The following is a 22725-nucleotide window of genomic DNA, read 5'->3' on the forward strand; positions in this document are numbered from 1 at the left end:
CCATGTTCCCGGAGACGCCCGCCGCCGCGGCCGCGCTGGCCGTGGCCACGCGGTTCTGCTCGCCCGCCCTGCTCAACCACTCCGTCCGCTCGTACCTCTGGGGCGCGCACTACGCGGCGGCCCACGGGATCGCGTTCGACGACGAGCTCTACTACGTGTCGGCGCTGCTGCACGACCTCGGGCTCACCGCCGAGTTCGACAACCACCGCCTCCCGTTCGAGGACGCGGGCGGCCACCTGGCGTGGGTGTTCGGGGCCGCCGCGGGATGGTCGGTGGACCGCGCCGCACGCGTCGAGGAGATCATCGTGCTGCACATGCGCGCCGACGTGCCCGCGAGTGCCGACCCCGAATCCCACCTGCTCCAGGTCGCCACGAGCTGGGACGTCTCCGGCAGCCGCCCGGAGGAGTTCCCGCTCGAGGTGCGGGCGGAGGCCCTCACCCGCTACCCGCGGCTGGACTTCGGCCCGGAGTTCCTGGCGTGCTTCGAAGACCAGGCGGCGCGCAAGCCGGACAGCGCCGCCGGCGGGGCCGTCGCACACGGCATCGAGGGCCGGATCGCGGCGAACCCGCTCGGCTGAGGCGTCAGGGCCAGAGCACCGCGCCACGGGCCGCGACTCGCTCCGCGACCGCGGCCACGAACTCCGCCGCGGGCAAGGGATCCAGGCGCCGGGCATCACGCAGCCGGGGTGCGACGAGGTCGGACTCAGCCTCCCGGGCGCCGATCACCGCCTGGTACGGCACGAGCCGGTGGTCCCGGACCCGGGCACCGAGGCTTCCGCGATCGGGTGCGGCGAGCTCCACCCGAAGACCGGCTTCCTGACCGCGCCGCACGAGCGCGTCGGCCTGCGGGAGCTCGGCGTCGGACACCGGCAGCACCACCACCTGCACCGGCGCGAGCCACGGCGGCAGGGCGCCGCCGTGCTCTTCGAGCAGCTGAGCCATCGCGCGTTCGAGGCTGCCGAGCAGGCTGCGGTGCACCAGCACGGGCCGGTGGACGGCGCCGTCGGGGCCGACGTAGCCGAGGTCGAACCGCTCGGGCTGGTGGAAGTCGACCTGGACGGTGGAGAGGGTGGCCGAGCGCCCGGCGCTGTCGATGACCTGGACGTCGATCTTCGGGCCGTAGAACGCCGCTTCGCCCGGCGCCACGTCGTAGTCGAAGCCGTCCAGCGCCTCGACGAGCAGCGCTTCGGCACGCGCCCAGTGTTCGGCGGAACCCACGTAGTCCCCCGAGCCGCCGGCGAGCGAGAGCCGGTAGCGCGCCGGACGCAGCCCGAGGTCCGCGTGGACGCGGCGGATGAGCTCCAGCGCGCCGCGGGCCTCGTCGGCGACCTGGTCGAGGCAGCAGAACAGGTGGGCGTCGTTGAGCTGGATGGCGCGCACGCGGCCGAGCCCACTGAGCACCCCGGACAGCTCCGCCCGGTACATCCCGCCCAGCTCGGCGATCCGCAGCGGCAGCTCGCGGTGACTGCGTGACCGGGAGCGGTAGATCAGCGCGTGGTGCGGGCACAGGCTGGGCCGCAGCACGAGCTGCTCGCCGCCCACGTCCAGCGGCGGGAACATGTCGTCGCGGTAGTGCGCCCAGTGCCCGGACATCTCGTACAGCTCGCGTTTGCCGAGCACCGGCGAGTACACGTGGCGGTAGCCCGCGCGGCGCTCGACGTCGCGGACGTACTCCTCCAGCTCGTGCCGGATCACGGCACCGTCGGGCAGCAGGTAGGGCAGACCGGCGCCGAGCAGCGGGTCGGTGCCGAACAGGCCGAGCTCACGGCCGATCCTGCGGTGGTCGGGCATCGGGGTCTCCTCGTGGACGGCCGAGGCGGGCACCCGGGGACACGACGAAGCCCCGGGGTGACCACCCCGGGGCTTGGTTCGCTCAGGTTTCAGCGCGCCGGGACGGTGTCCGGCGTCGTCGTGCTGGCCGAGCGCTGCATGCCGGCGACGCTAACAGCGCCACCGCCGGCCGCGCACCCGGTTTTCACGGCTGCCACGACGTCTGCCCGGCCCAGACCTCCGCGCGGGTGAACGCGTCGTTGACCCAGCCCTGCTTGGCGTCGGCGTACGGCGCGACGGTGCCGTCGGCCGCGTGCTCGCGCGCGAGCTGCTCCTTCACCGCCGCGTACGCGTCGCGCTCGGCCGGGTTCGCGCGGATCCAGTCGCGGAACAGCAGCGCGAGGCGCCACGCCGGCGTCTCGGGCGTGCGGACGTGCAGGTTCACCGGGCGCTTCGGGTCGGCGCCCACGTGCAAGCGCTTCGGCCACGGTGACGCCGAGCCGTCCTGCGGGTCGTCCCACCAGTCGCCCTCCAGACGAGGGAAGCCGGCGTCGGCCAGAGGCTCGGCGAGCGCGTCGGCGTCGGCCAGCGTGGGGACCGTGAGCTGCAGGTCGAGGACGTCCTTGGCGGGCAGCCCGGGTACGGCGGTGGAGCCGATGTGGTCGGCGCGCAGCAGGCGCTCCCCCGCGATCTGCCGCAGGCGCGCGAGCCGGCGTTCGGCCTGCAGCGGCCACGTCGGGTCGGACGGCGCGATCATCGGCGACATCGGCGGACGCGGCTTGCGCAGCCGCAGGTTGGCCTCGTACGGCACGAGCCGGTCGGCCCACAGCGCGTCGACCTCGGCGAGCACGGCGTCCTGCGCGCCGCCGTTGTCGAGCCAGACGTCGGCGACCGCGCGGCGCTGCTCGTCGCTGGCCTGCGCGCGGATCCGCGCCCGCGCGTCGGCCTCCGCCATGCCGCGCACCTCCACGAGCCGGCGCACGCGGACCTCCACGGGCGCGTCGACGATCACCACGAGGTGGTACGCCGGCGCCAGGTTGCCCTCCACGAGCAGCGGGATGTCGTGGATGATCACCGCGTCGTCGGCGGCCTCGGCCATCAGCTCGGCCGTCCGCTTGCCGACCAGCGGGTGCACGATCCCGTTGAGGCGCTTGCGCGACTCGTCGTCGGCGAACGCCCTCGCGGCCAGCGCCCGCCGGTCGAGCGACCCGTCGGCGGCGAGGATGTCCTCGCCGAACGCCTCCACCAAGGCCGCCAGCCCGGGCGTGCCCGGCTCCACCACCTCGCGCGCGATCCGGTCGGAGTCCACCAGCACGGCGCCGTGCTCCGCGAACCGGTTCGCCACCGTCGATTTCCCCGCGCCGATCCCGCCCGTCAGACCCACTCGCAGCATGACCTCACCCTAGCCAGACCCGGGCGCCACCCGATCAGGGGACGTCAGAGCCCTGCACGTGCACTCGCACGGGTACACGCACACCCCCAGTCGAAAATCAAGAACATTGTCCGGAACTCGCTGACTGATCCGGGTGACACGCCGGGCGGCTCCGCGGATTTACCGGCGCGATTGCGTACCGTGCGCGGCGGAAGGGTCGCCCACACGGAGGAACGATGGCGGAAAAGCACGTCGGGAAGCACCGGCTCGGAACGCCGGGACTGGTGCACTGCGTCGGCTACCGCCCCGTGGCGGAAGCCCTCGCCGAATACCGGCGAACGTGGCTCAGCGCCCTGCTCGTCCCCGCCCAGCACAGCTTCGCCGGCCTCCGCCGCCGCGCCCGCGCCGCGGCTCTGGAACGCATCTGGGTTCCGGTCGTCTCGACGTCTTGAGCGGTGCCCGCCTGACCTACCGACCCGCACCGGCCAGCGCCGGTGTGCCCGTGGTGCGGAAGCGCGCGCGGTAGGCGCTCGGCGGCACCCCCAGCTCACGCGTGAACACCCGGCGCAGCGTCTCCGCCGAGCCGAAGCCCGTGCGGCGCGCGACCACGTCGAGCGGGTCCGTGCCCGTCTCCAGCAGCTGCTGCGCCGCCTCCAAGCGCGTGCTCTCCACGAACCGGGCGACCGAGGTGCCCATCTGGTCGCGGAACAGCCGCGTGAGATGACGGACGCTGACGCCCGCGTCGTCGGCCAGCAGCGACAGGCTGTGGTCGGCCGAAGGATCGGCGGTGATGCGGTCCATGATCCCGCGCAGCAGGTCGTTGCGCGCGGGCTGGGCGGCCAGGCGCACGCTGAACTGCGACTGCCCGCCGGGCCGCTGCAGGAACACCACGAGGTGCTTCGCGACGAGCCGCGCGGCCTCGGAGCCGAGGTCCTCCTCCACGAGGGCGAGCGACAGGTCGATGCCGGAGGTGACGCCGGCCGAGGTGATCACCGGACCGTCGCGCACGAAGATCGCTTCGCAGTCCACCTCGACGCCCGGGTAGCGACGCGCGAGCTGGTCGGCGAGCTCCCAGTGGGTGGCCGCGCGGCGACCCTCCAGCAGGCCCGCGGCCGCGAGCGTGAAGGCGCCCGCGCACACCGACGCGGTGCGCCGCGCCTGGCGGGACAGGCGGCGGACCTCGTCGAGCAGGTGCTCGTCGGTCACGGTGATCTGCCAGTTCGGGCTGCCCGGCACCACGAGCGTGCCGCCCTCGACGTCGACGTCCTCGAGCGCCACGTCGGCACCGAGGCGCGTGCCGGTGGTGGTGCGCACGTCGGTGCCGCCCGGCGACGCGGTGAGCAGCTCGTACCGCGCGCCGTGCTCGTTGGCCATCCCGAACACCTCGAGCGGCCCGGTCACGTCCAGGAGCCGCACCGCGTCGTAGACGACCACGACGACCCGCTCGCTCCGCTCCATGGCGCGCACCCCGTTCCTCAGACCAGCTTGGTCTGGACGTCGATCTCGTGCTCCAGCGTGCGGTGCACGGGGCACTTGTCCGCGATCTCCAGCAACCGCGCGCGCTGCTCGTCGTCGAGGTCGCCCTCGAGCTCGATCTCGCGGGTGATGCGGCTGACCATGCCGACCTCGGTCTCGCAGCGCTCGCAGTCACGAGCGTGGATGCGGTCGTGACGAAGCCGGATGCTCACGTTCGCCAGCGGGATGTTCTTGCGGTCCGCGTACATCCGCAGCGTGATCGCCGTGCAGGAGCCGAGGGCGCCCAGGAGCAGGTCGTACGGAGTCGGGCCGGTGCCGTCGCCGCCGACCGACTTGGGCTCGTCCACGACGAGCTCGAAACCGCCCGCGGTCACGTGCTGGGTGAAGCGGCCTTCGCCTGCTTCGCTGACGACAACAGTGCCCGGTTCCGGCTCAGTCATCCGGTCTCCTCCTGCTCGGGGTTCTCGACGGCGCCACCGCGCCGCTCCACCTAACCGAACGTCGCTTGTGGACGAAGTGGTGCCACGCCGTGGCGAGGTCCACAGGACGAAGATCCCACAGATCCGGCCGCATGGCGAAGTTCCCAAGCGAGCGTGAATATCGTATCTTCGGCAGGCGAGACGCGGATCTGTCCTGCGCGGCACGGGCGAAGGGGGGAACGGTCGTGGCCACCCGCCATCTGTCGACGCAGCCTGCCGACCAGCACAACCGGAGCCGGTTCCTCGACGCCGCCTTGACCGTGCTCACCGACCGCGGCGTCGGCGGCCTGACCGTGCGCGGGGTGGCCGAGGCGGCCGGCGCGTCCACCATCACCGTCTACACGCGCTTCGGCGGCCGCACCGGTCTGCTCGACGCGCTGTACGAGCGCGCGTTCGACCTCCTGCGCGACGAGCTGCTCGACGTGCCGCCGGAGACCGACGACGGCGTCGCGGATCTCCTCGAGGTCGCGCTGGCCTACCGCCGGTTCGCGCTGGAGAGTCCGGCCCGCTACGCGATGATGTTCGAACGCTCGGTCCACGGCTACGACCCGGACCCGGAGCTGCGCACGGCGGTGCTGCGCACGACGTTCGCGATGTTCGTCGGGAAGATCCGCCGCGTCAGCGATCCCGGCACGGACTCGCGTGACTACGGCTATCTGCTGTGGACGGCCATGCACGGCCTGGTGAGTGCCGAGCTCACGATCCGCTCGCAGACGCCGCTGAGCGACTGGTTCATCGAGCCGACGGACGAAGCCAACGAGGCCATGTACCGCACCGGTGTGCTGTCGATGATCACCGGGCTCGGCCTCCACAACTGACCTCGCCCCACGCCGGCCTTCCGGCAACCCCTCGGGGTGGTCCACTTCGCACACCTCATACGCGAAAACACCGCGGCCCCGGTCCGAACTGGACCGGGGCCGCGGTGTCAGAGCTCAGTGCTGCTCGGCGTCAGGCTTGACTCAGCCCTGGCCGCCCGAGAGCTTCTCGCGCAGAGCCGCGAGCTGCTCGTCGCTGGCCAGCGTGCCGCCGCTCTTGGCCTCGGCCGGAGCGGAGGTGTAGGTCTGGTCGCCCCCGCTGCCACCCTCGATGCCGGTGGCGGCGTCGGCAGCGGCTTCGGCGTCGGCCTCGGCAGCCTTCTTGACCTGCGCCATGTGGGCCTCGTAGCGCGTGAGGGCCTCGGCGTACTGCCGCTCCCACTCCTCGCGCTGCTTGTCGAAGCCGTCCTGCCACTCCTGGGTGTCCGGGTCGAAGCCTTCGGGGTAGATGTAGTTGCCCTCGGCGTCGTACTCGGCGGCCATGCCGTACTGGGTCGGGTCGAACTCGGTGTCCGGCGTGACGCCCTCGTTGGCCTGCTTCAGCGACAGCGAGATGCGACGGCGCTCGAGGTCGATGTCGATGACCTTGACCATGACGTCGCCGTTGACCTGCACGACCTGCTCCGGGATCTCCACGTGGCGCTCGGCCAGCTCGGAGATGTGCACCAGGCCCTCGATGCCCTCCTCGACGCGCACGAACGCACCGAACGGGACGAGCTTGGTGACCTTGCCCGGCACGATCTGGCCGATCGCGTGGGTGCGGGCGAACTGACGCCACGGGTCTTCCTGCGTCGCCTTCAGCGACAGCGAGACGCGCTCGCGGTCCATGTCGACGTCGAGGACCTCGACCGTGACCTCCTGGCCGACCTCGACGACCTCGGACGGGTGGTCGATGTGCTTCCAGGACAGCTCGGAGACGTGCACCAGGCCGTCGACGCCACCCAGGTCCACGAAGGCACCGAAGTTGACGATGGAGGACACGACGCCCTTGCGGACCTGGCCCTTGGCGAGGTTGTTGAGGAACTCGCTGCGAACCTCGGACTGCGTCTGCTCGAGGTAGGCGCGGCGGGACAGGACCACGTTGTTGCGGTTCTTGTCCAGCTCGATGATCTTCGCCTCGAGCTCGCGGCCGACGTACGGCTGCAGGTCGCGCACGCGGCGCATCTCGACCAGCGAGGCGGGAAGGAAGCCGCGGAGGCCGATGTCCAGGATGAGACCACCCTTGACGACCTCGATGACGGTGCCCTTGACGGGCTCGTCCTTCTCCTTGAGCTCCTCGATCGTGCCCCAGGCGCGCTCGTACTGAGCGCGCTTCTTGGACAGGATCAGGCGGCCTTCCTTGTCCTCCTTCTGGAGAACGAGAGCTTCGACCTCATCGCCGACGGAGACAACCTCAGCCGGGTCGACATCGTGCTTGATGGAAAGCTCGCGCGAGGGGATGACGCCCTCGGTCTTGTAGCCGATGTCGAGCAGGACCTCGTCGCGGTCGACCTTGACGATCGTGCCCTCGACGATGTCGCCATCGTTGAAGTACTTGATGGTCTTGTCGATAGCCGCGAGGAAGTCTTCCTCCGACCCGATGTCGTTGATGGCGACCTGCGGGGCCCCGATGGGGGCGGTCGGGGCGGTGGCGGTGTCGGTGGTCATTAGGCGGGTTGCTCCGGTGGATGGGATCGTAGGGTGTCCAGTTGGCGGCGCGATGGGGCGTGAGACGGGAACATGCGACGACCCCACGAGCAACGTCCACCAGTGAACGACCGCGGCATGACCCGCAAACGGTGCGCTCCCCCGGCAAGTGAAGACCCAGGCAGCGCGAACCCACTGCGCTAACACGTATCGTACGCGGGCCCCGGTAGGGCACACAATCAGGGTCCCCACAGCTCCCGGTACCCTTCCGGCAACGTTTCGGCCGGTGCCGGCATTCCCCGTCATTCCCGGAAGGACCCCGCATGTCCGACCACTCGGCCGCCCCCGCGGGCACAGCCGACCGCCACGCGCACGCCGAGCTGCAGCTCGGCACGGCCGGCGTCGCGTACCGCGCGGTCGGCGGCGGCGAAGCGGCGGCCGCGAACCTCGCCTGGTGGGACGCCGACGCCGACGACTACCAGGCCACCCACGGCGAGTTCCTCGGCGACGCCGACTTCGTGTGGTGCCCGGAGGGCGTGCGCGAGGAGGACGTGCGGCTGCTCGGCGACGTCCGCGGCCGGCGCGTGCTGGAGGTCGGCTGCGGCCAGGCGGCGTGCTCGCGCTGGCTCGCCTCGGCGGGGGCCGACGCCGTGGCGACCGACCTGTCCGGCGGGATGCTGCGCCACGCGCGCGAGGGCAACGAGCGCACCGGCGTCGCCGTGCCCCTGGTCCAGGCCAACGCCGAGTACCTGCCGTTCGCCTCGGGCAGCTTCGACGCCGCGTGCTCGGCGTTCGGCGCGCTGCCCTTCGTGCCCTCGCCGGCGACGGTGTTCGCCGAGGTGCACCGCGTGCTGCGCCCCGGCTCGCCCTGGGTGTTCTCGGTGACCCACCCGATGCGGTGGATCTTCCCCGACGACCCGGGCCCGCTGGGCCTCACCGTCACGCAGCCGTACTTCGACCGTACGCCGTACGTGGATGTCGACGACGACGGCGAGGCCACCTACGTCGAGTACCACCGCACGCTCGGCGACTACGTGCGCGCACTGGCCGCCGGCGGGTTCGCGCTCGAGGACCTGCTGGAGCCCGAGTGGCCCGAGGGCCACACGCGCACCTGGGGCCAGTGGAGCCCGTTGCGCGGCAAGCTCTTCCCCGGCACGGCGATCTTCCGCACGCGCCGCTCCTGAGCGGCTACGCTGCGCTTCCGTGGCCACCACCGAACCCGCGGCGCGGTTCGCCGCGCTCGACCCGCTGCTGCCGCCGCCCGCGCCGTCGCTCGCCGACACCGCGGGCGAGCGCGTCAGCGCGGTGACGGGGGCGGGCGAACGCGTGTCCGGGATCGTGCAGCGCCACCGCCACGGCCCGGGCGACACTCCCCTGCTGTGGTCGGCCGCGCAGGTGTGGCAGCTGTTCCCCGACGCGGACACCGCCGGAACCGGGGGATTCGACCTCCTGCTGGGCGAGCTGCGGTCCCTCGTGGACACCGAACCGGCCGAAGCCGACTCCGCGTGCGTCGTGAACTGGCCGAGCCGCGACGCGGAGGCGATCCGGGCGTTCCTCGACCACGGGCTCGCCCCGATGTCCGCGCTCGCCGTGCGGACGGACCCGCCGCCCCGCACGCCCGCCGGAACCGACGGGATCGCCGTGCGCCTGGCCGGGCCGGCCGACTTCGACACCGTGCTCCGGCTGTGCGCGGCCACGTTCGACTACACCGGCCTGGTGGCGCACCGCCGCCGGGACCAGACCGCCGAACTGCTCGCGCCCGCGTTGCGCCGCGCGCTCGACGAACCGGCCACCTGGCTCGCGGAAGCCGGCGGGCGGCCGGTGGCCCTCGCCCAGTGCGCGTGGGTGGACTCGGCGCCGGGTACCGAGGCGGCCGAGCTCCTGCCGCCGGGGCTGTGGGCGTACGTGAACAACGTCGTGACCGCGCCCGGCCACCGCGGCGGCGGGATCGGGCGCGTCCTCATGGACCACGTACACCGCGAACTGCTGCGTCCCGGCACGGTCGGCGCGTACCTCTACTACAACCCGATGAACCCCCTCTCCTCGGTGTTCTGGCACCGGCAGGGCTATCGTCCACTGTGGACGTCGTGGGAAGCCCACCCGGCGACCGCGCTGCGCTGACCAGGACCGCCGACCGGCACCGCTGACCGGGACACCACCACCCCGTCGTGTGACGTGCGACCACCCGCCTTGCCGCCCGTTGATCATGTGCGCTAACTTTTTGCACTGACCGGTCAGTTCAAAATTCCGGTCAGTGGAGAAATTGGAGTCCCCGTGCAGGTACGAGCCGACCGGGTGTCCCTGGAGGGACCCCACGGCACACTGTTGCCACCCACCTCGCTGACCGTCGAGGACGGCTGCGTGACGCTGGTCCACGGCGAGCCCGGCGTCGGGATCACCGCGCTGGGCCTCGCGCTGGCCGGCCGCGTCAAGCCGAGCACCGGCACGGTCACCGCCGACGTCCCCGGCCTGCTGCGCGACCTCGTCGCCGTGGTCGACGCCCCGGGCGTGAGCGAGCCCGACGAGGCGCTGACGCTGCGCGTGGTCGCCGGCGAGGAGCTCGCGCTGGCGCACCGGCCCGCGGGCAAACAGGACGTGGCGCGCTGGCTCACCGAGCACGACGCCGCCCCCTTCGCCGGCACCCGCTTCGAGAACCTTGAGCCCGCGATGCGCACGAGGCTGCTCGCCGAGCTGGCCGCGGAGCGCACCGGCGTGCGCGTGCTCGTGCTCGACACCCCCGACCGGCACACGAGCCTCGTCGAGACGTGGACCGCGGTCGCCGAGGAGCACGCGAAGCGCGGCCTCGCCGTCGCCGTGCTCACCGCGACGACACCCGCGTCCGCCCTCCCGTATCCCCCGGCCCGCATCGGGTCGACCGACCAGCCCGCGCCGGTGCGCCTGCTCGCCCTCACGGAAGAGCCGGCTGCCGAAGATCCCGCCGTCGAAGAGCCCGTCGCCGAACACGTCAGCGCTGAAGGAGAACCGGCATGACCGCCCCCGACAAGCGTGCCGGCGGCCTGAACGCCTTCCGCATCGCGCTCAACGAGCTGCGCCGGCTCTCGGCCGGCACGCTGCCGAAGCTGGCGATGGCCGCGCTCGTGCTGGTGCCGCTGCTCTACGCGTCCTTCTACCTGTACGCGAACTACGACCCGTACGGCCGCCTCGACAAGCTGCCCGCCGCCGTGTTCACCAGCGACGCCGGCGCGAAGGACTCGACGGGCGCCACGCGCAACGTCGGGCGTGAGGTGACCGACGAGCTGGTCAAGTCCGGCACCTTCCAGTGGCACGAAGTGTCCGAACAGGACGCTCGCGACGGCGTGCGCGACGACAAGTACTCCTTCGCCATCGGCATCCCGCGCGACTTCTCCACCGCGCTGCTGTCGTCGGGCAACTTCACGCCGCAGCAGGCCACGATCACGCTCACCACCAACGACGCCAACAACTACCTCGCGGGCACCATCGCGAAGCAGGTGGCCGACCAGGTGCGCAAGACCATCGCCGAGAAGGTGGGCGGCGAGGCGGCCGACCGGTTCCTCGTGGGCTTCTCCACGATCTACGGCAAGATCTCCGACGCCGCCAACGGCGCGAAACAGCTCGCCGACGGCGCCGCGCAGCTGCAGACCGGCCAGCACCAGCTCGCCGACGGCGCGAGCCGGCTGGCCACCGGCTCGGGCACGCTCGCGACCGGGCTGAACACGCTGAAGACGAGCACCGCGCAGCTGCCGAGCCAGACGCAGCAGCTCGCGACCGGCGCCGGCCAGGTCGCCGACGGCAACCAGCAGGTGGCCGACGCCGCCTCGCTCGCCGCGTCCGCGTCGGCCGACATCCAGGGCAAGCTCGACGGCTACCGCGCCCAGCTGAACACCGACCTGCACAACGCGGGCCTGTCCGACACCCAGGTCAACGGCATCCTGGCGCAGCTCGACCAGCTGCGCTCGCCCGTCGACCAGGCGAACACCAAGATCCAGGCCGCCAACGGCGACCTCGCCAAGCTCGCGAGCGGCGCCCGCCAGGTTTCGGACGGTGCCCACCAGCTCGCCTCGGCCACACCGCAGCTGACCAGCGGGATCGCGCAGGCGTCCGACGGCGCGAACCAGCTGCGCGACGGCGCGGCCAAGCTCGACGACGGGGAGAAGACCGCCGTCACCGGCACCGACCAGCTCGCGAGCGGGGCGAACCAGCTGCGCGACGGGCTGTCGTCGGGCCTGTCGCAGATCCCGAACCCGGACGACCCGACGCGCACCGCCACGGCGAACACCATCGCCGACCCGGTCGCGGTCACGGCCAACGGCGTCGCTTCGGCGGGCACGTACGGCGCGGGGCTGGCCCCGTTCTTCATCTCGCTGGCCACGTGGATCGGCGCGTTCGTGCTGTTCCTGCTCATCCGGCCGCTGTCCACCCGGGCGCTCACCGCGGGCGCCGCGCCGCTGCGGGTCGCGCTCGGCGGCTGGCTGTCCTCGGCCGTGCTCGGCATCGCGCAGGTGATCGTGCTGTTCGCCGCGGTGACGTGGCTGGTCGGCATCCACATCGCGCATCCGCTGGGCGCCATCGGGTTCGCGATCCTCGTCTCGCTGGCGTTCACGTCGGTGGTGCACGCGCTCAACGCGTTCTTCGGCGCCGTCGGCAAGTTCCTCGGTCTGGTGCTGCTGGTGCTGCAGCTGGTGAGCGCGGGCGGCACGTTCCCGTGGCAGACGATTCCCGACGCCCTCTACCCGCTGCACGTCGTGCTGCCGATGGGCTACGCCATCGACGGTTTCCGGCACCTGCTCTACAGCGGCGCGTCGCTGCAGATCCTCGGCGACGTCGGGGTGCTGCTGGCCTACCTCGTCGGCGGGATCGTGCTGTCGACCCTGGCGGCGCGCAAGCACCGGGTCTGGACGGTGTCCGCCCTCAAACCCGAGCTCAGCCTGTGAGGGAGACGACCAAGCGGAAGCTCTTCGAGGCGACCCTGCGGCTTTCGGCCAGCAGGGGCCTCGTGGGGCTGACGGTGGACGAGATCGCGACCGAAGCCGGCGTCGCCAAGGGCACGGTGTACTACAACTTCGGGTCCAAGGACGGGCTGGTCGACAGCCTGCTCCGGTTCGGCGTCGACCTGCTGGCGGGGCGCCTGCGCGCCGCCGTGACGGACGGCGAGCCGCTCGACGTGATCGAGGCGCAGGTCGACACGACGCTGCAGTTCATCGCCGAGTACCCCGGGTTCTCGCAGATCGTGGTGAGCGAGTTGTGGCGCACGCCGGGCCAGTGGCACGACACGCTGGCGCTGTTGCGCGAGGAGATCATCTCGATCGTGAAGGGGCAGCTGCACCGGCTCGACGAGGCCGGCCGGCTGCCCGCGGGCGTCGCCATCGAGACCGCGGCGGCGGGCCTGTTCGGCACGATGCTCGTCGTCGCGCTCGACTGGCAGGTCTTCCAGCCCACCCGCACCCGGGCCGACGTGCGCGACTCGGTGATGGTGCTGATCCGGGGCCTCGGCCGTGGCTGAGACCCCGGACGGTTCTTCCGCGCGCCGGGTCAGCCGCAGTTGGCGCAGCAGCCGCAGCCCTTGCCGGTGCACGCGGCGCAGCAGCCGTGGCGCATGACGAACTTGAAGAGCCGCTTGATCATCTCTCGGTCCTCCGCTATCGATCGACACCAACGCATGTCACGCTAAGTGAGGCGACCGTGACGCGGGTACCGCTGACCGGGCGGGTGACACGGGTGAATCACCCCACCGTGGTGCCCCACTAGGCTGGCGCCGTGAAACTCCACGTCGGCTGCGCGATGTGGACGCACGCGCCCTGGCAGGGCCGGCTCCTGCCGCACCCCCTGGCACCTCGGGAGCGCCTGCGCGCGTACGCGACGTGGTGCAACGCGGTCGAAGGCAACACGACGTTCTACGCCACGCCGTCGCGCGCCACGGTCGAGACCTGGGCCGAGCAGACGGCGGCCGATTTCCGGTTCGTGCTCAAGCTGCCGAAGGCCATCACGCACGAGCGCGGTCTCGGCGACGTCGACGCGGTGCTGGCCCCGTTCCTCGCGGCGATCGAGCCGCTGGGCCAACGCGCCCACACGCTGTGGATCCAGCTCCCGCCGTCGTTCTCACCGGAGGCCCTCGGCGCCCTCGCCGGGTTCCTGCGGCGCTTGCCCCGCGAGTACCGCTACGCCGTCGAGGTCCGCGACCGCGCGTTCTTCGAAGACGCACGCGCCGCCCAGGCTCTGGAACGCGTCCTCGCCGGCGCCGCAGCCGAGTGGATCACCTTCGACACCACGGTGTTGTTCTCCCGGCCGCCGACGTCCGAAGCCGAACAAGAGGCGTGGCTGAAGAAGCCCCGCATGCCGCGGCGCATCCGCGCGCTCACCGCGAACCCCGTGGTCCGCTACCTCGGCCGCGACGACCCCGAGGAAACCGCCGCGGGCTGGCACCCCTGGGCCGACGCCGTGGCGCACTGGCTGCGCGAAGGGCGCTCCCCCACGGTCTTCCTCCACACCCCGGACAACGCCGACGCGCTGCTGCTGGCCCGCCGCTTCCACGACGACGTGCGGGCGCGCGTGCCCGAGCTGGCGCCCCTGGCCGAACCGATGCCGGTGGGACCGCCGACGTTGTTCTGAGCCGCACTGTCCACACCGGACGTTCGGTCTGCACCGTGGCGGCGCCATTTGGTGCTCGGTCTCGCGCGGTCGCTCCACACGCACCTTCACGATCACCGCGCACTCACTCGTCCGGCGCCGCCCGCAACGCTTCCTCGGCGGTGAGTGGTCCGGACCTTCCGCGGCGTTCCGCGACGGAGCGGAGCTCGCGGGCCAGCCGTTCCGCGGCGGGACCGAAGAAGGCGCTGTCGAACTCGGTCGCGATGGCCGCGGCGTCGGCCGCCAGGTCGCGGCCCGCGGGGGTGAGGGAGACGCGGACGGCGCGGGCGTCGCGTTCGTGGGCGGTGCGGGTGAGCAGGCCGCGGACTTCCAGCGCCCGCAGGACTTTCGACGTCATCATGCGATCGGCGCCGGCGTGCTCGGCCACTTCCTGCTGGGTGGCGGGGCCGGCGGTGCGCTCGAGGCGGGCGGCCGTGGACAGCAGGAGGAACTGCGTGGGCGTCAGGCCCAGCGGGCGCAGCCGGACGTCGAGCGCGGCGCGCCAGGCCAGGGCCGCCTGGTGGAGCCAGAAACCGGCGCCGGAGGCCGCGCCGTTGTCCGCGATGTCGGAGATCTCGTACATCGTGTCTCCCGTTCGCGGGCCGCGGCCGCCGCAGGTGCGGCCGCGGCGCGCGGGTCGTCAGCGGGCGGCCAGCGGCAGGTCGAACCGGCCGAACACCCAGGTGCCCGGGGCGTCGGCGTTGTCGCCGGCCCAGAACTCGAGCCAGTGCTCGGTGAACTCGTCGGCCGTGAGGTAGCCGTCGCCGTTGAGGTCCAGCACCGGGAACACGGTGTCGGTGTCGGTGGCCGTGCCGCTCCAGGTCTCGATGAGCCGCCGGTACTCCTCGCGCGAGATGCGCTCGTCGCCGTTCTCGTCGATGGCCTCGAACATCGCGGCCGCGGTGCCGCGCACCGAGTCGGGCATGTCCCCCAGCTGGTCCACCACGAGCAGGACCTCGTCGAGTGTCACCTTCTCGTCGCGGTCGATGTCGGACGCGGCGAGCAGCGTGGTCCACCAGCCCATCATGATCTCGCTCAGACGGGCGGCCTGCGGCGAGTCGGGGGCGAGGCCGCGCGCCTTCGTCCAGCGGTCGGTGAGCGCCTGGAAGTCGGCCTCGGTCAGGTATCCGTCGCCGTCGACGTCCATCGCCCCGAACACCGTGGAGATCTTGCGTCTCTGCAGTTCACTCGCCATCGTTCGCCGTCCTTTCTCCGATCCCCCTTGGCCGGGGACCCCGTGGGCGAAGCTCAGCGTTGTCGCGACTCAAGATCACCTGCACCGGCACCCGGGTTCTCCCCCGGCCCGACCCGGTGATTTCGTTAGTGACGCGAAGTAACCAAAAAGGCTCCTCCCCCGCGGGGAAGGAGCCGCTCTGGTCCGTTCGGAGTCCTAGTGCGCCGCTTCGTTCCACGAACGGCCGTAGCCGACGGAAACCTCCAGCGGCACAGCCAGGTCGTAGGCCGACCCCATGCCCTCGCGCACGAGCTTCTCGACCTCGGCGCGCTCGCCTTCGGCGACCTCCAGCACGAGCTCGTCGTGCACCTGCAGCAGCACGCGGCTGCGCAGCTTCGCCTGCACCAGCTCGCGGTGCACGTTGAGCATCGCGACCTTGATGATGTCGGCCGCGCTGCCCTGGATCGGCGCGTTGAGCGCCATCCGCTCCGCCATCTCGCGGCGCTGGCGGTTGTCGCTGTTGAGGTCGGGCAGGTAGCGGCGGCGGCCGAAGATCGTCTCCGTGTAACCGGTCTTCCCGGCTTCGCCGACCACGGACTGCAGGTAGTCGCGCACGCCGCCGAAGCGGTTGAAGTACGCCTCCATCTGCGACTTCGCGTCCTCGGTCGAAATGCGCAGCTGCTGCGAAAGCCCGTAGGCCGACAGCCCGTAGGCCAGGCCGTAGGACATCGCCTTGACGCGGTAGCGCTGCTCCGCCGTGATCTCGTCGGCCGGCACGGAGAACGCGCGCGACGCGACGAACGTGTGCAGGTCCTCGCCGCTGTTGAAGGCCTCGATCAGACCGTCGTCCTTCGACAGGTGCGCCATGATCCGCATCTCGATCTGGCTGTAGTCCGCGGTCATCAGCTCGACGTAGCCCTCGCCGACCACGAACGCGTCGCGGATGCGCCGGCCTTCTTCCGTGCGCACCGGGATGTTCTGCAGGTTCGGGTCGACCGACGACAGCCGTCCGGTCGCGGCGATGGTCTGCTGCAGCGTGGTGTGGATGCGCCCGTCGTCGGCGACCGACTTGATCAGGCCTTCGACGGTGGTGCGCAGCCGCGTGGCGTCGCGGTGCTCCAGCATGTGCTGGAGGAACGGGTGCTCGGTCTTCTCGAACAGGCTCTGCAGCGCCTCGGCGTCGGTGGTGTAGCCGGTCTTGGTGCGCTTGGTCTTCGGCATGCCGAGCTCTTCGAACAGCACGACCTGCAGCTGCTTCGGCGAACCCAGGTTGATCTGCTTGCCGATCACCTTGTACGCCTCTTCGGCGGCCTGCGTGACCCGGCTGAGGTAGTGGGCCTCCAGCTCGGTGAGCTGCTCCACGTCCACGGCGATGCCCGCGGCCTCCAGCTCGGTGATGACCTCGAGCAGCGGCAGCTCCAGCTCGGCGAGCAGCTTGGCCCCACCGAGGTCCTCCAGCTCCTTGCCGAGCGCGCCGGCGAGCTCGAAGATCGCGCGGGCCTTCACCAGCTCGTCGGAGATCTCCTTCTGCTCCAAGCCTTCCGCGCCGCCGTCGAGCAGCGACAGCTGGCCGTCGCCTTCGGCCGCCTCGGAGCGCAGCTCGCGGTGCAGGTAGCGCAGCGCGAGGTCGTCGAGCTCGAAGGTGCGCTGGCCGGGCCGCACGAGGTAGGCCGCGAGCGCGGTGTCGAGCACCAGCCCCGCGAGCGTCCAGCCGCGGGCGCGCACCGCGTGCAGCGCCACCTTGAGGTCGTGGCCGATCTTGCGGATCTTCTCGTCGGCCAGCCACGCGGCGAGCGCCTTGTCGTCGGCTTCGTCCATCGCCGTGACGTCGACGTACGCGCCTTCGCCGTCAGCGCACGCGAAGGCCAGCGCGCGCAGGTCGGAGCGGATCGACGTGCCCGTGGCGCGGAACGCGAGCGCCACCGGCTCGCCCTCGCCGGCGTGCGCGGCGAGCCAGGCGCCGAGCGCGCCGGGCGCGAGCGCTTCACCGGAGACGTCGAAGCCTTCCTCGGCCTCGGGCTCGGCGCTGCTGAGCGTGGCGAAGAGCCGGTCGCGCAGCACGCGGAACTCCAGCTCGTCGAACAGGCGGTGCACCGCGTCGCGGTCCCACGGCCGCAGCTCCAGCTGGTCGGGGACCAAATCCAGCGGCACGTCGCGCACCAGCTCGGTGAGCTGGCGGTTGAGAGTGACCGACGTCAGGTTCTCGCGCAGCGCGTCGCCGACCTTGCCCTTCACCTCGTCGACGCGGTCGATGAGGTCGGCCAGCGTGCCGAACTGGCGGATCCACTTCGCCGCCGTCTTCTCCCCCACGCCGGGGATGCCCGGCAGGTTGTCCGACGGGTCGCCCCGCAGTGCCGCGAAGTCGGGGTACTGGGCCGGCGTGAGGCCGTACTTCTCTTCCACCGCGTCGGGCGTGAAGCGGACCAGGTCCGACACGCCGCGCTTCGGGTAGAGCACGGTGACGTGCTCGTTGACCAGCTGCAGCGCGTCGCGGTCACCGGTACAGATCAGCACGTCGAAGTCCGACGCGCCGGCCTGCGTGGTGAGGGTGGCGATGATGTCGTCGGCCTCGAAGTTCTCCTTCACCAGCGACGGGATGCCCAGCACGTCGAGCACCTCCTTGACCAGGTCGACCTGGCCGCGGAACTCGTCGGGCGTGGTGCTGCGGTTGGCCTTGTAGTCGGCGAACGTCTCCGACCGGAACGTCTTGCGCGAGAGGTCGAAAGCCACCGCGAGGTGCGTGGGCTCCTCGTCGCGCAGCAGGTTGATGAGCATCGAGGTGAACCCGAACACCGCGTTGGTGACCTGGCCGGTCTTCGTCTTGAAGTTCTCCGCGGGCAGCGCGAAGAAGGCGCGGTAGGCCATCGAATGACCGTCGATGAGCAGCAGGCGGGGCCGCTCGGCCGTGCTTTTCAGCCGCTCCGCCGTGGTCGTGGCTGCTGTGGCGTTCACTACGGTTCGGTTCTCACTCGGGCTCACGGGAGCGAGTCTAAGGTGAGGGTCCGACACTCTTACGTGTCGCATAGGTTGAGGAGCATTGCGTGACCGAGCAGGCCGGCGACTTGGCGCTGGAAACCCGCGCGGGGATCGACCCCGCCGCCGCCGACCAGCAGCTGAACGACAAGATCGGGCTGAAGATCCTCGAGGCCACGCCCGAGCGCGTCGTCGGCACGATCCCCGTCGAGGGCAACCTCCAGCCCTACGGCCTCCTGCACGGCGGAGCCAACGCCACCGTCGCCGAGGCGCTCGGCTCGTACGTCGCCGCGCTCAACGCGGGCGCCGACCGCGCCGCGATGGGCCTCGAGCTGTCCTGCACCCACCACCGCGCCGTCCGGTCGGGCGTCGTCACCGGCGTCGCCACCCCGTTGCACGTCGGGCGCGGCACCATCACCGCGGAGATCGTGCTCACCGACGACCAGGGCCGGCGCACCTGCACGGCCCGCCTTACGTGCGTCGTCCGGGACAAGCCGCCGGGCGCGAAATAGGAAACCGGCCCCGAGCGCCGAAGCGCGCGGGGCCGGTCCGTGGAGCGGGTCGCCTCCCTCAGCCGACGCCGAGGTAGGCCTCCTTGATGCTGGTGTCGGCCAGCAGTTCCTTGCCGGTACCGGACTTCGTGATGCGCCCGGTCTCCAGCACGTACGCGCGGTGCGCCCGCGAAAGGGCCTGCTGCGCGTTCTGCTCCACCAGCAGCACCGTGGTGCCCTGGCGGTTGATCTCCGTGATGATCCGGAAGATCTGCTGGATGAACTGCGGCGCGAGCCCCATCGACGGCTCGTCGAGCAGCAGCAGCCGCGGCTTCGCCATCAGGGCGCGCCCGATGGCGAGCATCTGCTGCTCGCCGCCGGACATCGTGCCGCCCATCTGGGTCTTGCGTTCCGCGAGCCGCGGGAACAGCTCGAAGACGCGGTCGAAGTCCGGCTGCAGGTTCTTGCGGTCCTTGCGCGCGTACGCACCCATGTCGAGGTTCTCGAGCACCGTCATGCCGGGGAAGATCCCCCGGCCCTCGGGCGACTGCGAGATCCCGCGGACCACACGCAGGTCACCGCGCAGCCGCGAGATGTCCTCGCCGTCGAAGCGGATCGCGCCGCCCGAGATCGGCCGGATGCCGGAGATGGCCCGCATGGTGGTGGACTTGCCCGCGCCGTTGGCCCCGATCAGCGTGACGATCTCGCCCTCGTCGACCGTGATGGACAGGTCCGACACGGCTTGGATCCGGCCGTAGTGGACGGAGACCTCGGACAGCTCAAGCAACGTCATCGTCGGGCACCCCCAGGTAGGCGGCGATCACGGCGGGGTTCTGCCGGATGGCGGCAGGCACCCCTTCCGCGATCTTCTTGCCGAACTCCAGCACCACGATCCGGTCGGTCACGCCCATGACCAGCTTCATGTCGTGTTCGATCAGCAAGACGGTGTAGCCGTCGTCGCGGATCGTCCGGATCAGCCCCATGAGCTCTTCCTTCTCCGCCGGGTTGAACCCGGCGGCCGGCTCGTCGAGGCACAGCAGCTTCGGCTCGGTCGCGAGCGCCCGCGCGATCTCCAGGCGCCGCTGGTAACCGTAGGGCAGGTTCTTCGCGCGGTCGGCCGCCCGGTCGGCGATGCCGACGAACTCCAGCAGCGCCATGCCCTTCTCGATCGCCTGCTTCTCCTCGCGGTGGTGGCGAGGCGTGCGCAGCAGGGCGCCGACGAGGCTGGTCTTGTGGCGGGCGTCGGTGCCGACCACCACGTTCTCCAGCGCCGTCATCTCGGAGAAGAGCCGGATGTTCTGGAACGTGCGCGCGATGCCGAGCTGCGTGATGGCGTGGCGGGAGGCCTTGCCCAGTGGCTTGTCCTCCAGCAGCACCTGACCCGACGTGGGCCGGTAGACGCCGGTCATCGCGTTGAAGCACGTGGTCTTGCCGGCGCCGTTGGGCCCGATCAGGCCCAGGATCTCGCCGCGGCGGATGTCGAACGACACGCCGTCGAGCGCCACGAGACCGCCGAAGCGCACGGTGACGTCGTCGACCTTCAGCAGCGTCTGCCCGACCGCGACGTCGATCTCACGGTCCGCTGCGACGACCTCGGCGACCTCCGCCTCGTGCTCGGCGAGCTGTTCCTCGTTCATCCGGGCGACCTCTGCCACGAGGCCGCCCTCGGCCGGGACCTCCGGGCCCGTGCCGCTGCCAGGGGCCGTCATGCCTTCTCTCCCGGGGTCTCGGAGGCCAGCGAACCGTCGCTCGAGATCTGCTCGCCGCGGCCGAGCAGCCGCTGGTACGCCTGCCTGCCGTACGTGAGCAGCCGCTGCCGCGCGCCCAGCAGGCCCTGAGGACGAAAGATCATCAGGATGATCAGCGCCAGCCCGAAGATCAGGTACTTGTAGTTCGCGATCGCCTGGAACCGCAGCGGGATGTACGCCACCACGATCGCGCCCAGCAGCACCCCGACCTTGTTGCCCGCGCCGCCGAGGATCACCGCGGCGAGGAACAGCATCGACGTGACCACGTCGAACTTCTGGTTGTTCACGAAGCCCAGCTGGCCCGCGTACAGCGCCCCGGACAGGCCGCCGATCGCGGCGCCGGAGACGAACGCCCAGATCTTGAACTTGTACGTCGGCAGGCCCATGATCTCGGCCGCGTCCTCGTCGTCGCGGATCGCGACCCAGGCCCGGCCGACCCGGCTGCGCTCCAGGTTTCCGACGAGGAACAGCACCAGGATGATGAGCGTGACGCACAGCCAGTACCACGGCGTGCCGTCGGAGTTGTTGAACAGGGCGGTGCCGTCGGCGTTGGTGCCCGGCGGGTGCCCCACCGACTGGAACCCGCTGTTGCCGCGCAACGGGTCGACGTTGTCCGCCAGCAGGCGCACGATCTCGCCGAACCCGAGCGTGACGATCGCGAGGTAGTCCCCGCGTAATCGGAGCGTGGGTGTCCCGAGGATCACGCCGAAGATCATCGTGACCACCATGGCGATCGGGAGCACGACGAGGAACGGCAGGTGGTGCAGGGACGAGTCGGGGCTCGTGAACAGCGCCATCACATACGCGCCGACCGCGAAGAAGCCGACGTAGCCGAGGTCCAGCAGGCCGGCCTGGCCGACCACGATGTTGAGCCCGATGGCGACCAGCGCGTAGCGGGACACCTCGAACATCGCGATCGGGAAGTTGTAGCCCGGCTGCGTGCTGATGATCGGCGGGTTCAGCACGGGCAGCAGGTAGATCAGCACCACCAGCGGCACGAGCACGAGCCACTGCTGCACGCGCGGCAGGTTGTTCCACCAGTCCGAGATCGGCCGCTTGCGCTTCGCGGGGACGGCCGCGGCCGGCGGCGTCGAGGTCACCGTCATACCCGTGCCTTTCCGAGCGATTCGCCGAGGATGCCGGTCGGGCGCACCATCAGCACGAGCACGAGGAGCACGAACGCGACGACGTCGCGCCAGCCACCGCCGAACAGCGTCTGGCCGTAGTTCTCGACGACACCCAGCAGCAGGCCGCCGAGCAGCGCGCCGCGCAGGTTGCCGATGCCGCCCAGCACCGCGGCGGTGAACGCCTTGATGCCGAGGATGAACCCGCCCTGGTACGAAGCGCCCTGCGGCACCTTCATCATGTAGAACAGGGCCGCCGCGCCGGCGAGCAGGCCGCCGATGAGGAACGTGAGCGTGATGACGCGCTCCTTGTTCACGCCCATGAGCGTGGCGGTGTCCGGGTCCTGCGCCACCGCGCGGATGCCGCGACCGAACTTGGTGCGGTTCACGAACACGTTGGCGGCGATCATCAGCACGACCGACGCGACGATCGTGATGATCGTGACGTTGGTGACGTCGGCGCCGAAGATCTGGAACACCGGCTCGTTGCGCATCAGGCGGATGCCCTGCTCGGCGTTGCCGCCGCGCCAGATGAAGAGGATCTGCTGCAGCACGAACGACGCGCCGATCGCGGTGATCAGGAAGACCAGCTTCGGCGCTCCGCGTTTCCTCAGTGGACGGTAGGCCACGCGTTCGAGCAGCACGGCCGTGCCGCCCGAGACGGCCATCGCCGCCAGCAGGGCGAGCAGCAGGAAGCCGATCAGCTCGAACACCCCGAGGGTGGGCGTGTCGCCCGGCCGGAAACCGAGGCCGAAGAAGGTGAACCACACCGCGTAGGCGCCGTAGATGAACACCTCGGAGTGGGCGAAGTTGATGAGTTTCAGGACGCCGTAGACGAGGGTGTAGCCCAGCGCCACGAGCGCGTAGATGCTGCCGTAGGCAAGACCGTCGATCGTGTTGGCCCAGAACTGGTCAACGAAGCCTTTCACGTCGAAGGTGATCCAGCTGTCGCCCTGCGCGAGGACGAGCGAGCTCAGGTCATGGGTCATCGACACACTAGTTCTCCATGTGGGTCCGGGGTGCGGGTCCGGCGGGATCTAGCCGCCGGACACGCACCCCGGTAACTGGAAC

Annotated in this window: 22 protein-coding genes; 10 read left to right on the forward strand and 12 right to left on the reverse strand. The window is 71.1% G+C overall.

All coding sequences use genetic code 11. The features are described from left to right. Positions 1-2: 2 nt before the first annotated feature. Positions 3-578, forward strand: coding sequence for an HD domain-containing protein (locus ACFY1H_RS23830; RefSeq protein WP_386949639.1), 576 nt, complete (start codon positions 3-5; stop codon positions 576-578). 4 nt (positions 579-582) lie between these two features. Here ACFY1H_RS23830 and thrS read toward each other — a convergent pair whose 3' ends face one another. Together thrS and coaE are read right to left on the reverse strand one after the other, a co-directional pair. Further along, on the reverse strand, positions 583-1824 hold the full coding sequence (gene thrS, locus ACFY1H_RS23835; RefSeq protein WP_386949641.1) for a threonine--tRNA ligase: 1242 nt from the start codon (positions 1822-1824) through the stop codon (positions 583-585). 151 nt (positions 1825-1975) lie between these two features. Further along, positions 1976-3163, reverse strand: coding sequence for a dephospho-CoA kinase (coaE, locus tag ACFY1H_RS23840; RefSeq protein WP_386949643.1), 1188 nt, complete (start codon positions 3161-3163; stop codon positions 1976-1978). A 215-nt stretch (positions 3164-3378) separates the two neighbouring features. On the opposite strand from coaE, the gene ACFY1H_RS23845 reads away from it, so the two are divergent. Then, a complete protein-coding gene (locus tag ACFY1H_RS23845) occupies positions 3379-3594 on the forward strand; it encodes a hypothetical protein (protein WP_220242033.1) in 216 nt (71 codons plus the stop codon). A 16-nt stretch (positions 3595-3610) separates the two neighbouring features. On the opposite strand, the gene ACFY1H_RS23850 is transcribed toward ACFY1H_RS23845, so the two are convergent. Together ACFY1H_RS23850 and ACFY1H_RS23855 are read right to left on the reverse strand one after the other, a co-directional pair. Beyond that, positions 3611-4600, reverse strand: coding sequence for a DJ-1/PfpI family protein (locus ACFY1H_RS23850; protein WP_366581480.1), 990 nt, complete (start codon positions 4598-4600; stop codon positions 3611-3613). Between the two features lie 17 nt (positions 4601-4617). Continuing rightward, complete coding sequence (locus tag ACFY1H_RS23855; RefSeq protein ID WP_366581478.1) at positions 4618-5058, reverse strand: OsmC family protein; 441 nt, start codon at positions 5056-5058, stop codon at positions 4618-4620. Between the two features lie 224 nt (positions 5059-5282). On the opposite strand from ACFY1H_RS23855, the gene ACFY1H_RS23860 reads away from it, so the two are divergent. Continuing rightward, a complete protein-coding gene (locus ACFY1H_RS23860) occupies positions 5283-5915 on the forward strand; it encodes a TetR/AcrR family transcriptional regulator (RefSeq protein WP_386949647.1) in 633 nt (210 codons plus the stop codon). 141 nt (positions 5916-6056) lie between these two features. Here ACFY1H_RS23860 and rpsA read toward each other — a convergent pair whose 3' ends face one another. Beyond that, positions 6057-7559, reverse strand: a complete 1503-nt coding sequence (gene rpsA / locus ACFY1H_RS23865) for a 30S ribosomal protein S1 (RefSeq protein ID WP_364060441.1) — start codon at positions 7557-7559, stop codon at positions 6057-6059. A 302-nt stretch (positions 7560-7861) separates the two neighbouring features. On the opposite strand from rpsA, the gene ACFY1H_RS23870 reads away from it, so the two are divergent. The 6 genes from ACFY1H_RS23870 to ACFY1H_RS23895 all read left to right on the forward strand — a co-directional run bounded on the left by ACFY1H_RS23870 (position 7862) and on the right by ACFY1H_RS23895 (position 14126). Beyond that, entirely contained in the window at positions 7862-8722 is an 861-nt protein-coding gene (locus ACFY1H_RS23870) for a class I SAM-dependent methyltransferase (RefSeq protein ID WP_386949651.1), read from the forward strand. Positions 8723-8741: 19 nt separating this feature from the next. Further along, complete coding sequence (locus ACFY1H_RS23875; protein WP_366581472.1) at positions 8742-9659, forward strand: GNAT family N-acetyltransferase; 918 nt, start codon at positions 8742-8744, stop codon at positions 9657-9659. 153 nt (positions 9660-9812) lie between these two features. Then, positions 9813-10529, forward strand: a complete 717-nt coding sequence (locus ACFY1H_RS23880; protein ID WP_386949654.1) for an ABC transporter ATP-binding protein — start codon at positions 9813-9815, stop codon at positions 10527-10529. A gap of 26 nt (positions 10530-10555) precedes the next feature. Next, on the forward strand, positions 10556-12451 hold the full coding sequence (locus ACFY1H_RS23885) for a YhgE/Pip domain-containing protein (protein ID WP_366581648.1): 1896 nt from the start codon (positions 10556-10558) through the stop codon (positions 12449-12451). After that, a complete protein-coding gene (locus tag ACFY1H_RS23890) occupies positions 12448-13020 on the forward strand; it encodes a TetR/AcrR family transcriptional regulator (protein ID WP_366581468.1) in 573 nt (190 codons plus the stop codon). The genes ACFY1H_RS23885 and ACFY1H_RS23890 overlap by 4 nt, the downstream gene beginning before the upstream one ends. Before the next feature lie 278 nt (positions 13021-13298). Beyond that, positions 13299-14126 carry a DUF72 domain-containing protein gene (locus ACFY1H_RS23895; protein ID WP_366581647.1) on the forward strand — a complete coding sequence of 276 codons (828 nt, stop codon included), beginning with the start codon at positions 13299-13301 and terminating at the stop codon, positions 14124-14126. A gap of 103 nt (positions 14127-14229) precedes the next feature. On the opposite strand, the gene ACFY1H_RS23900 is transcribed toward ACFY1H_RS23895, so the two are convergent. From ACFY1H_RS23900 to polA, 3 genes are all read right to left on the reverse strand, one after another. Further along, entirely contained in the window at positions 14230-14727 is a 498-nt protein-coding gene (locus ACFY1H_RS23900) for a MarR family transcriptional regulator (protein WP_366581467.1), read from the reverse strand. A gap of 57 nt (positions 14728-14784) precedes the next feature. Next, positions 14785-15339 (reverse strand): EF-hand domain-containing protein, encoded by a 555-nt coding sequence (locus tag ACFY1H_RS23905; RefSeq protein WP_386949658.1) that lies wholly within the window; start codon positions 15337-15339, stop codon positions 14785-14787. Positions 15340-15534: 195 nt separating this feature from the next. Next, positions 15535-18297 (reverse strand): DNA polymerase I, encoded by a 2763-nt coding sequence (gene polA / locus ACFY1H_RS23910; RefSeq protein ID WP_366581463.1) that lies wholly within the window; start codon positions 18295-18297, stop codon positions 15535-15537. A gap of 62 nt (positions 18298-18359) precedes the next feature. On the opposite strand from polA, the gene ACFY1H_RS23915 reads away from it, so the two are divergent. Further along, positions 18360-18803 (forward strand): hotdog fold thioesterase, encoded by a 444-nt coding sequence (locus ACFY1H_RS23915; protein ID WP_366581461.1) that lies wholly within the window; start codon positions 18360-18362, stop codon positions 18801-18803. 58 nt (positions 18804-18861) lie between these two features. Here ACFY1H_RS23915 and ACFY1H_RS23920 read toward each other — a convergent pair whose 3' ends face one another. The 4 genes from ACFY1H_RS23920 to ACFY1H_RS23935 are packed head-to-tail and all read right to left on the reverse strand — an operon-like array spanning position 18862 to position 22643. Continuing rightward, a complete protein-coding gene (locus tag ACFY1H_RS23920) occupies positions 18862-19575 on the reverse strand; it encodes an ABC transporter ATP-binding protein (protein WP_366581459.1) in 714 nt (237 codons plus the stop codon). Continuing rightward, positions 19562-20491 (reverse strand): ABC transporter ATP-binding protein, encoded by a 930-nt coding sequence (locus ACFY1H_RS23925; protein ID WP_386949662.1) that lies wholly within the window; start codon positions 20489-20491, stop codon positions 19562-19564. Before ACFY1H_RS23925 ends, ACFY1H_RS23920 begins: the two co-directional genes overlap by 14 nt. Then, the gene (locus tag ACFY1H_RS23930) at positions 20488-21636 is read right to left on the reverse strand and encodes a branched-chain amino acid ABC transporter permease (protein WP_386949665.1); all 1149 of its coding nucleotides are present in this window, start codon (positions 21634-21636) and stop codon (positions 20488-20490) included. The genes ACFY1H_RS23925 and ACFY1H_RS23930 overlap by 4 nt, the downstream gene beginning before the upstream one ends. After that, a complete protein-coding gene (locus tag ACFY1H_RS23935; protein WP_386949668.1) occupies positions 21633-22643 on the reverse strand; it encodes a branched-chain amino acid ABC transporter permease in 1011 nt (336 codons plus the stop codon). The genes ACFY1H_RS23930 and ACFY1H_RS23935 overlap by 4 nt, the downstream gene beginning before the upstream one ends. Between the last annotated feature and the right edge of the window lie 82 nt (positions 22644-22725).

Source organism: Amycolatopsis sp. NPDC001319 (genome assembly GCF_042896185.1).
Lineage (GTDB): Bacteria > Actinomycetota > Actinomycetes > Mycobacteriales > Pseudonocardiaceae > Amycolatopsis.